Annotated in this window: 8 protein-coding genes and 3 tRNA genes; 8 read left to right on the top strand and 3 right to left on the bottom strand. The window is 73.7% G+C overall.

Going from position 1 to position 10,792, the window contains the following annotated elements:
- Window positions 1–107 precede the first annotated feature (107 nt).
- The 3 genes from ABZ914_RS37625 to ABZ914_RS37615 all read right to left on the bottom strand — a co-directional run bounded on the left by ABZ914_RS37625 (window position 108) and on the right by ABZ914_RS37615 (window position 397).
- Window positions 108–179, bottom strand: a tRNA-Val gene (locus ABZ914_RS37625).
- A 35-nt stretch (window positions 180–214) separates the two neighbouring features.
- Window positions 215–285: transfer RNA gene (locus tag ABZ914_RS37620), tRNA-Cys, on the bottom strand.
- Window positions 286–325: 40 nt separating this feature from the next.
- Window positions 326–397, bottom strand: a tRNA-Gly gene (locus tag ABZ914_RS37615).
- 146 nt (window positions 398–543) lie between these two features.
- On the opposite strand from ABZ914_RS37615, the gene ABZ914_RS37610 reads away from it, so the two are divergent.
- The 8 genes from ABZ914_RS37610 to ABZ914_RS37575 all read left to right on the top strand — a co-directional run bounded on the left by ABZ914_RS37610 (window position 544) and on the right by ABZ914_RS37575 (window position 10,721).
- Entirely contained in the window at window positions 544–1,245 is a 702-nt protein-coding gene (locus ABZ914_RS37610; protein ID WP_433152549.1) for an ArsR/SmtB family transcription factor, read from the top strand.
- A gap of 384 nt (window positions 1,246–1,629) precedes the next feature.
- Window positions 1,630–2,430, top strand: coding sequence for an aminotransferase class IV (locus ABZ914_RS37605; protein ID WP_433155345.1), 801 nt, complete (start codon window positions 1,630–1,632; stop codon window positions 2,428–2,430).
- Window positions 2,431–2,510: 80 nt separating this feature from the next.
- Complete coding sequence (locus ABZ914_RS37600) at window positions 2,511–3,938, top strand: extracellular solute-binding protein (RefSeq protein WP_500199167.1); 1,428 nt, start codon at window positions 2,511–2,513, stop codon at window positions 3,936–3,938.
- Window positions 3,910–4,875, top strand: coding sequence for an ABC transporter permease subunit (locus ABZ914_RS37595; protein ID WP_190862245.1), 966 nt, complete (start codon window positions 3,910–3,912; stop codon window positions 4,873–4,875). Before ABZ914_RS37600 ends, ABZ914_RS37595 begins: the two co-directional genes overlap by 29 nt.
- A complete protein-coding gene (locus ABZ914_RS37590) occupies window positions 4,872–5,699 on the top strand; it encodes a carbohydrate ABC transporter permease (RefSeq protein ID WP_500199164.1) in 828 nt (275 codons plus the stop codon). The genes ABZ914_RS37595 and ABZ914_RS37590 overlap by 4 nt, the downstream gene beginning before the upstream one ends.
- A complete protein-coding gene (locus ABZ914_RS37585) occupies window positions 5,699–6,823 on the top strand; it encodes an ABC transporter ATP-binding protein (protein ID WP_190862241.1) in 1,125 nt (374 codons plus the stop codon). The genes ABZ914_RS37590 and ABZ914_RS37585 overlap by 1 nt, the downstream gene beginning before the upstream one ends.
- Window positions 6,820–8,019 carry a CehA/McbA family metallohydrolase gene (locus ABZ914_RS37580; protein ID WP_500199162.1) on the top strand — a complete coding sequence of 400 codons (1,200 nt, stop codon included), beginning with the start codon at window positions 6,820–6,822 and terminating at the stop codon, window positions 8,017–8,019. The genes ABZ914_RS37585 and ABZ914_RS37580 overlap by 4 nt, the downstream gene beginning before the upstream one ends.
- A complete protein-coding gene (locus ABZ914_RS37575; RefSeq protein WP_500199160.1) occupies window positions 8,010–10,721 on the top strand; it encodes a glycoside hydrolase family 38 N-terminal domain-containing protein in 2,712 nt (903 codons plus the stop codon). The genes ABZ914_RS37580 and ABZ914_RS37575 overlap by 10 nt, the downstream gene beginning before the upstream one ends.
- The last annotated feature ends 71 nt before the right edge of the window (window positions 10,722–10,792 follow it).

The following is a 10,792-nucleotide window of genomic DNA, read 5'->3' as shown; positions in this document are numbered from 1 at the left end:
GGCGCCCCCCCCCCCACATCGGGGGTCCGGGGGTCGCCCCCCGGGTCAACACGAAGAGGGAGTGACGGCCCGCGCTCTCCGCGGGCACACCACTCCCCACTCCATCGTGGGCGATACTGGGATTGAACCAGTGACCTCTACCGTGTCAAGGTAGCGCTCTCCCACTGAGCTAATCGCCCGTGCACGTGGTCTCCGGGGGGAGTCACGGCGGTTGAGGTGGAGACGGGATTTGAACCCGTGTACACGGCTTTGCAGGCCGTTGCCTCGCCTCTCGGCCACTCCACCAGAAGAGACCTTCTGGGTCACAGCCTGAAAGGCCCCTCAGAGCGGAAGACGGGATTTGAACCCGCGACCCTCACCTTGGCAAGGTGATGCTCTACCCCTGAGCCACTTCCGCGTGTGCTGCCCGGTGCCTTGCGGCCCCTTGCGGCGACGGGGAAAACATTAGCGCGTCCGGGGCCGTTCCCCAAACCGGGTTTCCCGGCGGGGCGCGTCGCGGACGCTTCGACGCGGGTCGAAGGATGCGGCGCCTAGGGTCGAGGTATGGCGGAACTTGCTGTTTCTTCGGACATCGCCCCGGTGGCGGCGCTGCTGGCCGATCGGGCGCGGGCGGCGATGCTGACGGCTCTGCTGGACGGGCGTCCGCTGGCGGCGGGGGAGCTGGCGCGGACGGCGGGGGTGAGCGCGCAGACGGCGAGCGCGCATCTGGCGCGGCTGCTGGAGGCCGGGTTCGTCACGGCGGTGAAGCAGGGGCGGCACCGGTACTACCGGCTGCAGAACGCGGAGGTGGCGCAGGTGATCGAGGCGCTGTCGCGGATCGGCCCGCCGGTGGAGGTGCGGAGCCTGCGGCAGTCGCGGGACGCGCGGCGGCTGCACGAGGCGCGGACGTGTTACGACCATCTGGCGGGTGAGGCGGGGGTGGCGCTGTTCGCGGCGCTGGTGGACGGCGGCCTGCTCGAGCGGGACGGCGAGGAGTCGTACGAGGTCACGGAGAAGGGCGAGGACCGGCTGGGCGCGCTGGGGCTGGACGTGCCTGCGCTGCGGCGGGCGCGCCGCAGGTTCGCGTGGCACTGCCTGGACTGGACGGAGCGGCGGCCGCATCTGAACGGGGCGCTGGGCGCGGCGCTGACGGACCGGATGATCGAGTTGGGCTGGTTCGAGCGGGGGCCGACGCGGCGGGCGCTGAAGGTGACGGACGAGGGGTTGAGGGGCTTGGCGGACTCGTTCGGCTGCGTGCTGGTCTGATCCCGATCGTGCGGGAGGCGCGGCGCCCGGCCTCGTCTGGTGCCCTTCGCCATACGGGTTCGTCCGGCTTCGGCAAGATCTGCGGTGCGGTCCGGGACGCTGACTCGGCCGGATGAACTCGAAACCCGTCCCCCTGGGGTCGTACTGTGGGGCCATCGGCTGGGTGGACGCGGACTCCCGGCGCGGCGCTCCCGCAGCGGGCGTCCGGAGCCCCAGGGCGGACGGCGGCCTGCCGCGTTCCGGTAGGGGCGCCGGCGCCGCCCGGAGTCCGGTCCGCACCGCGAACGGCGCGAGGCCGGGCTGAAGGCGCCCGGCCATGGGAGGTGGCTTCGGGTGACGGCGCAGGCCCACGACGGGCGGGCCAGGATCTGGCTGAACGGCGAGATGGTCGATCCCGAACGGGCCGTGGTGTCGGTGTTCGACCACGGCATGCTGGTCGGGGACGGCGTCTTCGAGACGGTGAAGGCCTCGCACGGCGAGCCGTTCGCGCTGACCCGGCACCTGCGCCGGCTGGCGGCGTCGGCGGCGGGCCTCGGGCTGCCGGCGCCCGATCACGACGCGCTCGCGCAGGGGGTGCTGGAGGTGCTGGCGGCGGCGCCGAGGTGGCCGCTGGCGCGGATCCGGATCACGTACACGAGCGGTCCGGGGCCGCTGGGGTCGGCCCGCGGCGACGCGGGCCCGACGGTGTCGATCATCGTGGACGAGCAGGCGCCGTTCCCGGCCGCGGGCGACGTCACGGTGGTGCCGTGGCCGCGCAACGAGCGGGGCGCGCTGGCCGGCCTGAAGACGACGTCGTACGCCGACAACGCGCTGGCGCTCGCCTATGCCAAGGAGCGCGGCGGCGGCGAGGCGATCTTCGGGAACCTCGCGGGGAACCTGTGCGAGGGGACCGGCAGCAACGTGTTCCTCGTCCGCGGTGGGCGGCTGGTGACGCCGCCGCTGTCGTCGGGCTGCCTGGCCGGGGTCACGCGCGCGCTGGTGCTGGAGTGGTGCGGCGGCGAGGAGGAGGACGTCCCGCTGGAGGAGTTCTACCGGGCGGAGGAGGCGTTCCTGACGTCGACGACCCGGGACGTCCAGCCGATCCGGGCGGTGGACGGCACCGTCCTGCCCGAGGCCCCGGGGCCGATCACCGCGAAGGCGATGGAGGCGTTCGCGGCTCGGTCGGCCGAGCTCATGGACCCCTGATCAAGAAAGCGATCGCCTGGGTCTTTACGTGATCGCCTTCTTCGGTGACGTTAAGTGGTGACGCTTGTAGGAGGTCACCCATGGTCGGCTCCCGCAGGGACATCTCCAGAAGGCGGATCGGCGCGGCGGCCGCGCTCGTGCTGGCGGGCGCGGTGCTCGCCGGCTGCGGCGGCGGCGGATCCTCGACCGATCCGAATCGCGGCAAGGACGCCAAGAGCTTCACCCTCACCATCACCCGGAACGCCATCGCGGGCGGCAAGAACGCCGGCGAGGCCGAGTGGCTCACCAAGACCGTCATCCCGAGGTTCGTGGCCGCCGAGAAGGCGAAGGGGATCACCGCGAAGGTGACCTTCCGCGGCCAGGGCGTGGACGACGAGGCCTACAAGACCAAGCTCGCGCTGGACCTGAAGTCGCGGTCGGGCGCCGACGTCATGGACATCGACGGCATCTGGGTGGGGGAGTTCGCCCAGGCCGGGTACATCAGGCCGCTGAGCGAGGTCGTGGGCGCCCCGGCGGACGCCTGGGACGGCTGGTCGCAGATCCCTGGATCGGTCCAGCAGCTGGCGCTGTTCGACGGCAGGAAGTACGGCATACCGTCCGGTACCGACGGGCGCCTCCTCTACTTCAACAAGAGGCTGTTCGCGCGGGCGGGCCTGCCGGCGGACTGGCAGCCGAAGAGCTGGCAGGACGTCGTCGCGGCCGGCCGCGCGCTCAAGCGGCTCCCCGGCGTGACCCCGATCCAGCTGGACGCGGGCACCGCGATGGGCGAGGCGACGAGCATGCAGGGCGTGCTGCCGCTGCTGGCGGGCGCGGGCGCCCAGATCTACCAGGACGGCACGTGGACCGGCGGCGGGCCGGCGCTCAAGAGCGTCCTCGGCCTGTACGCGCAGATCTACGGGTCCGAGAGGCTCGGCGATCCGAAGCTCCAGGAGGAGGCGAAGGGCCGCGACAAGTCCTTCGAGGAGTTCGCCGCCGGGAAGATCGGCGTCCTGGCGGAGGGCGACTACCTCTGGCGGGACGTGCTGAACCCCAAGGACGGCGTCGCGAAGATGAGGACCCGCGACACCGACGTCGGGTTCGCGCTGATCCCGGCGATCTCCCCGGGCAAGGGCGTGCGCGGGCAGTCGTTCGTGAGCATGTCCGGCGGGCCGCTGACCGTGATGAACCCGAACACCAAGTACCCGCAGCAGGCGTTCGAGTTCATGGAGTTCATGAACTCCGCGGACATGGTCAAGGCGCGCACCGCGGGGACCCCCGAGATCACGTCCCGGACGGACGTCAACAAGCAGATCCTCGCGGGCGACCCGCTGCTGTCGTTCGTGTCCGAGAAGGTCCTGCCGGTCACGTCCTACCGGCCGGGCCTGGCGGTCTACCCGCAGGTGTCGACGGCGCTGCAGGAGGCCACGGCGGCGATCGTGGCGGGCAAGAGCCCGGACCAGGCCGCCGCGCAGTACGCCAAGAAGCTGGAAGGGATCGTCGGTGGCCCCTCTCACGTCTCCCCCCGGTGAGGCGGCGCGCCGCGGCGGCACCGCCGCGGCGTCCGCCGGCGGGGACGCGGCGGGGCTCGGACGCGGGCGTGCGGCGGCGTTCGTCGCGCCCGCGCTGGTCCTCATCGCCGTGTTCCTGGTGTTCCCGGCCATCTGGACGCTCTACCTCGGCACGACCGACTACCGGCTGACGGGGATCGCGGCCAGCGAGCCGAAGTTCGTCGGCGCGCACAACTACGGCGACGTGCTCGGCGACGGCGACTTCCACCGTTCGCTGTGGCTGACGCTGCAGTTCGTGCTCGGCTCGGCGGTGGTCGGGCAGACGCTGCTCGGGTTCGCGATCGCCTGGGTGATGCGCGACCGGACGGGGTTCGTCCGGCGGGTCGTGGAGGCGCTGGTGCTGCTGGCGTGGATCCTGCCGGGGTCGGTGATCGCGTTCCTGTGGATCGCGCTGCTGGACCGCGACGGCGGCACGCTGAACGCGCTGCTCGGCACGCCCGGCACGGCCTGGCTGATCGACCATCCGATGGCGTGCGTGACCGTGTTCAACGTCTGGCACGGCACCGCGTTCTCGATGATGCTGTACGGCGCCGCGCTCGGGAACGTTCCACCCTCGCATCTGGAGACGGCGCGGCTGGCCGGGGCGTCCACGTTCCAGACGCTGCGGGACGCGGTGCTGCCGCGCATCCGCGGGCACGTCCTCACCAGCCTGCTGCTGATCAGCCTGTGGACGTTCAACGACTTCACCCCGTTCCTCATCACGGCCGGCGGGCCGGACCACCGCTCGGAGATCATGTCGGTGTACGTCTACCGGACCGCGCTCGGCGACGGCCGGCTCGGCTTCGGCGCCGCCATCTCGCTGATCATGATCTTGATCAACCTGGTGATCGCGCTGGTCTACCTGCGGGCGCTCCGCGACCGCGGGAAGCGCGCGTCCGGTCGGGCGGTGGCCGCATGAACACGCTGGTCAGAGAAGTGCTGCGCCGGATCGGGCTGGCCACGTTCGTGTCGGCCGTCCTCGGGTTCTTCGCGCTGCCGCTGCTGTGGCTCGCGTTCACCCCCTTCGACGCGAACCCCGGCATCGCGGCGTCCCTGCCCGACTTCACGCTGCACAACTTCAAGGTCCTCATGGACAACCCGTACGCGCTGGAGTCGCTGCGGAACTCGGTGCTGCTCGCTGCCGGGACGGCCCTGCTCGTGGTCGTGTGCGCGGCGCTCGCCGCGTACGCGCTGAGCCGCGTCCGGGTGCCGGGACGGGACGCGCTGCTGTACGTCCTGCTCCTGCTGTCGTCCATCATCACCGGGACGGCGGCGATGGTGCCGATCTTCCTGCTGGCCTTCAACCTGCACCTGATCGACTCGCGGCTCGGGGTGATCCTGGTGCTGACCGGCGGGCTCCTCCCGGCGGCGATCTTCCTGCTGAAGGACTTCACCGACGCGACACCGACGTCCTACGAGGAGGCCGCGCGGGTGTTCGGCGCGTCGCCGCTGCAGATCCTGCGGCACGTGGTCGTCCCGGTGATCCGCCCCGGCCTCGCCACGGTCGGGGTGTGGACGGTCGCGCAGGTGTGGGGCGACTTCCTGATGCCGTTCCTGCTGCTGCGCGACCCGGACAAGGCCCCCGCATCCGTGATCATGTACACGTTCTACACCGAGGGCGGCCAGCCCGACCTGCCCCTGATCTCCACGTTCTCGCTGCTGTACTCCCTGCCGGTCGTGGCCATGTACCTGTTCGTGAGCCGCCGGTACGGGTTCCGCTTCCACGGAGGGATCAAGCGCTGATGGCGGCCATCACCATTCGGGAGCTGACGAAGGTCTATCCGGGCGGCGTGCGGGCCCTGGACGCGCTGGACCTCGACGTCGCGGACGGCGAGTTCTTCGCGCTGCTCGGCCCGTCCGGCTGCGGCAAGACCACGCTGCTGCGGACCGTCGCGGGGCTGGAGTCCGCGACGTCCGGGACGGTCGCGCTCGGCGGCGCCGACGTCACGCGGCTGCCGCCGGGCCGCCGCGACGTCGGCATGGTGTTCCAGGACTACGCGCTCTTCCCGCACATGAGCGTCCTGGACAACATCGCCTACCCGCTGAGGATCAAGAAGCGGGCCAAGGCCGACCGGCACGCGCGCGCCGCCGAGGCCGCCGAGTACCTCGGCCTGGAGGGGCTCGGGGGCCGGCGTCCCGGCGAGCTGTCGGGCGGCCAGCAGCAGCGCGTCGCGCTGGCCCGCGCGCTGGTCGCCGAACCCCGGATCTTCCTGCTGGACGAGCCGCTGTCCAACCTCGACGCCCGGCTGCGCCTGGAGGCCCGCACCTTCCTCAAGCGGCTGCAGAAGGAACTGGCCGTGACCACCGTGTTCGTCACCCACGACCAGGCGGAGGCGCTCGCGCTCGCCGACCGCATCGCGGTCATGGAGAAGGGGCGGATCCGGCAGCTCGGCACTCCCACCGAGGTGTTCCGGCGCCCCGCGAACCTGTTCGTCGCGTCGTTCATCGGCTCCACGCCCATGAACCTGCTCCCCGGGCGCGTCGAGGACGGGCACGTCGTCGCGGCCGGCGCCGTCCTGCCCCTGCCGGACGAGGCGCGGGCGATCCCGGCGGGGGAGGAGATCGTGTGCGGGGTACGACCGGAGTACCTCGACTACGCCGACCGGCCCGCCGGCGGGGCGTTCGCCGGGCGCGTGTCCGTGGTCGAGCACCTGGGCGGCAGCGCCCTGGTGACGCTGGACGTGGCGGGCGAGCCGGTGCACGTCGTCGTCGGGGAGGGGCGCGAGCCCGCGCCCGGCGACGAGGGCTGGGCGCTGCCCCGGCCCGGCCGCGTCCTGCTGTACCGCGACGGCGAGCTGGTGGCCGCGGCGGACCCGTCCGATGTGCCCGAACCGAGGATGGCCCCGACCGGGAAGGAGAACGGATGACCGTTCATCGGGGGAGATGGACCCTGGAAGACCGCCTCGAGCAGGGGCTGCGGGAACTGCCGTTCGACGTCCCGGCCGGGACGGCGGCGGTCATGGTGGAGCTGTCGTTCGACGGCGGCGTCATCGACCTCGGCTGCGGCGGGCCCGGCGGGTTCCGCGGCTGGTCGGGCGGCGCCCGCCGCGCGTACACGGTCGCCGCGGACTGGGCGACGCCCGGCTACCTGCCGGGCGAGCTCGAACCGGGCACCTGGCACGTGTGGCTCGGCCTGCACCGGATCCCGCCGGACGGCGTCCCGTACGAGGTCACGGTGACCACGTCGTCGTCGCCGGCACCGCGCCCGGAGGCCCCCGCGCCGCCGCCCCGCCCCGAACGCCCGCCGCGCCGTGACCTGCCCGCCCCGTCCGGCATGCGGTGGCTCGCGGGGGACCTGCACTCGCACACCGTGCACAGCGACGGGACGCTCACCGTCCACGAGCTGGCCTGCCTCGCCGCGTCGCGCGGGCTGGACTACCTCGCGGTGACCGACCACAACACCGTCAGCCACCATCCCGAGCTGCCCGCCGCCGGCGCCCACGCGGGCGTCCTGCTGCTGCCCGGCCAGGAGGTCACCACCGACCTCGGGCACGCGAACGTGTTCGGCGACACCGGCTGGGTCGACTTCCGCCGCCCGAGCGCCGACTGGGCCGCGTTCGCGGAGGCGCGCGGCGGCCTGATGTCGATCAACCATCCGCTCAGCGGCGACTGCGCGTGGCGCCGGCCGCTGCCGCCCGAGTCGCGGCCGAGGTTCGCCGAGATCTGGCACCCGTCCTGGTGGGACCGGCGCTGGGGCGCCCCGCTGGCCTGGGCGGACGTGTGGCGGCCCACCGGGGTCGTCCCGCTCGGCGGCAGCGACTTCCACGACCCCGCCCAGTTCAAGAACCTCGGCGAGCCCGTCACCTGGGCGCTCGCCGAGGAGGACCGGGTGCTCGACGCGCTCGCCGCCGGTCGGGTGGCGATCTCCGCGGGCCCGGACGCGCCGGTCCTGCTGCGCGTCGAGGACGACCTGATCGCGCTGGACGCCGACGGCACCGTCCTCGTCCGGCCGGACGGGCGGCGCCTCGCCGTCCGCGGCGACAAGGTCCGGGTCCCGGCGGAGGGACCGGGCATGCACCGGCTGGAATCCCACGAGAACGAGGTGATCGCACTGTGCGGCTGAACGCCCCCGAGATCGTCGTCGTGCCCCACACCCACTGGGACCGCGAGTGGTACCTGCCGTTCCAGCGGTTCCGGCTGCGGCTGGTGTCGCTGATGGACGGCGTCGTCGACCGGATGGAGGCCGACCCGCGCTGGCGCTTCACCCTCGACGGCCAGATGGCCGCCGTCGACGACTACCTGGAGATCCGCCCCGAGCGGCGCGAGCGGGTCGCCGCGCTGGTCCGGGACGGGCGCCTCGCCGTCGGCCCCTGGCAGATCCTGCACGACGAGTTCCTGTGCTCGGGGGAGAACATCGTCCGCAACCTCGAACTCGGGATGCGCCGCGCCGAGGAGCTGGGCGCGGCGATGATGGTCGGCTACCTGCCCGACCAGTTCGGGCACTGCGCGCAGACCCCGCAGATCCTCCGGCTCGCGGGGATCGAGCACGCGTGCGTGTGGCGCGGCGTCCCCGACCGGGTCCGGACCCGGTCGTTCGCGTGGGAGGCGCCGGACGGCACCGCGGTCCGCACCCAGTACCTGCCCGAGGGCGGCTACGGCAACGCCGCGTCGATGTTCGAGGACTTCGCGGACGGCGCGTCACTGCTGCCCGGCCGCGCCGCCGGGTTCGCCGAGGCGATGGGCCCCTGGTACCCCGACGGCGGCCCGCTGCTGGCGATGTACGGCGCCGACCACACCGCGCCCGCCGCCGACCTCGCCGACCGCGTCGGCGGCGCCGGCGTCCCCATGCGGCTGGACACCCTCGCCGGGTACTTCGCGGGCCAGGACCCGTCCACGACCGGCCTGACCCGGGTGCGCGGGGAGCTGCGCTCGCACGCCCGCGCCAACATCCTGCCCGGCGTGATCTCGGTGCGGCCCCGGCTGAAGCAGCTGATGGGACGCGCCGAGCGGCTCGTCGAACGGTACGCCGAACCGCTCGCCGCGCTCTGGTACGCGGGCGACGCGCAGCGGTTCCTCGACCTGGCCTGGCGGCGGCTCGTCGAGGTCAGCTGCCACGACTCCGTCACCGGCTGCGGCAGCGACGAGACCGCCGAGCAGGTCGCCGCCCGGATGGCCGAGGCCGAGCAGCTCGGCCGGGCCGTCTACGACCTGGTCACCGCCGAGCGCGCCGCGTCCGTGCCGCTCGGCGCGCACCTGGTGTTCAACCCGACCCCGGACGCCCGGACCGGGCTGGTGTTCCTCGACGTCCCCGGCGGCGGCCAACCGGGGCTGGAGACGGGCGACGGCCGCCCGGTGCCCGTCCAGGTCCTGGAGACCGCGCCGACCGTGCTGGACGACGCCGTCCACCCCGCGTCCGCCCTGCCCGTCCTGCTGGAACGGGTCTACGGGCGGGTCCTGTTCGGGCAGGAGATCCGCGACTGGTCGGTGTCGCGGGACGACCGCACGCTCACCTTCCACGTCACGGCCCGCGCGGACACCCCGTTCGACATCGGCGACGTGCGGGAGGCGCTGAGCGGCGCCGAGGGGGAGTGGCGGGTCCGGATCCTCGCCGACCCGCGCCGGAGCGTCGCCGCTCTCGTCGAGGTGCCAGCGCTGGGGCTGGCGGCCGTCCGCACGGGCGCCCCGGCGGCCGTCCACGATCCGGTCAGGGCCGACGGGCACGTCCTGGACAACGGGCTGCTGCGCGCCGAGGTCCGCGACGGCGGCACGATCGGGCTGCGGACGCCCGACGGCGCCGTGATCGAGGGCATCGGCCGAATCGTGGACGGAGGCGACCTCGGCGACTCCTACAACCACGCCCCGCCCGCCGCGGACCGCCTCGTCGGCGCGCCGGAGTCGGTCCGCGTCGAGCGGGTCTGGGACGGGCCGCTCGTCGCCGCGTTCGACATCGTCCGGACGTACCGCTGGCCCGCGCACGGCGACGCCGCGGCCGGCGCCCGGTCCGAGGCGGAGGAGGAGGTCACCGTCGTCACCCGCGCCGAGCTGCGCGCCGGCGAGCCGTTCCTGCGGCTGCGCGTCACCTTCGACAACCGCTGCGCCGACCACCGCGTCCGGCTGCACGCGGCGCTGCCCCGGCAGGCCGGGTCGTCGTTCGCCGAGGGGCAGTTCGCGATCGTCGAGCGCGGGCTGACGGCCGAGGGCGGGTTCGGGGAGCGGCCGCTGCCGACCTACCCCGCGAACGGGTTCGTCGCCGCCGGCGGCCTGGCCGTCCTGCTGGAGCACGCCACCGAGTACGAGGTCACCGGCGGCGGCCGCGAGATCGCCCTCACCCTGATGCGCTCGATCGGCTACCTGTCCCGCGACCGCAACGCCTACCGCGACCAGCCCGCCGGCCCGCAGCTGCCGACCCCGGGCGCCCAGTCCCGCGGCGAGCGGACGGTCGGGATGGCGATCATGCCGTACGGCGGCGACCGGCCCGGCGACGACGTGGTGGAGGCCGCCGAGCGGTACCGGCACGACCTGCTCGCCGCCGCCGGCTACGGCCCGGCGGACGCGCCCGCCCCGCCGTCCCGGGACGGCGTCTCGATCACCGGCCCCGGCGTCGCCATGACCTCGCTGCGCCCCCGCGGCGACGGCTGGATCGAGGCGCGGATGGTCGCCGAGACGCCCGTGCCGACCACCGCCGTGCTGCGCGGGGCGTTCACCGAGGCCACCCGCGCCGACCTGCGCGGACGCCCCGGCGTACCGCTCGACGTGCACGCCGGGACGTTCGCGCTGGCACTGCGCCCCTGGGAGATCGCCACGGTCCGCCTCCGGATGCGGTGAGGCGGGCGGAGGCCGGCGGCGGCCGGCTGCGCAGCATCCCCCGCACCTTCGCGGGAGCGATGGTGCTGGGC

This window comes from Spirillospora sp. NPDC046719, assembly GCF_040645715.1.
GTDB lineage: Bacteria > Actinomycetota > Actinomycetes > Streptosporangiales > Streptosporangiaceae > Spirillospora.
The sequence above is the reverse complement of the archived record's forward strand: the minus strand, read 5'-3'. Positions and strand labels throughout refer to the sequence as shown.

Bases quoted from the DNA above. Each gene is read 5' to 3' on its own strand.
- ABZ914_RS37610 (WP_433152549.1), top strand. From the start codon at position 544: ATGGCGGAACTTGCTGTTTCTTCGGACATCGCCCCGGTGGCGGCGCTG.
- ABZ914_RS37605 (WP_433155345.1), top strand. From the start codon at position 1,630: ATGGTCGATCCCGAACGGGCCGTGGTGTCGGTGTTCGACCACGGCATG.
- ABZ914_RS37600 (WP_500199167.1), top strand. From the start codon at position 2,511: ATGGTCGGCTCCCGCAGGGACATCTCCAGAAGGCGGATCGGCGCGGCG.
- ABZ914_RS37590 (WP_500199164.1), top strand. From the start codon at position 4,872: ATGAACACGCTGGTCAGAGAAGTGCTGCGCCGGATCGGGCTGGCCACG.
- ABZ914_RS37585 (WP_190862241.1), top strand. From the start codon at position 5,699: ATGGCGGCCATCACCATTCGGGAGCTGACGAAGGTCTATCCGGGCGGC.
- ABZ914_RS37580 (WP_500199162.1), top strand. From the start codon at position 6,820: ATGACCGTTCATCGGGGGAGATGGACCCTGGAAGACCGCCTCGAGCAG.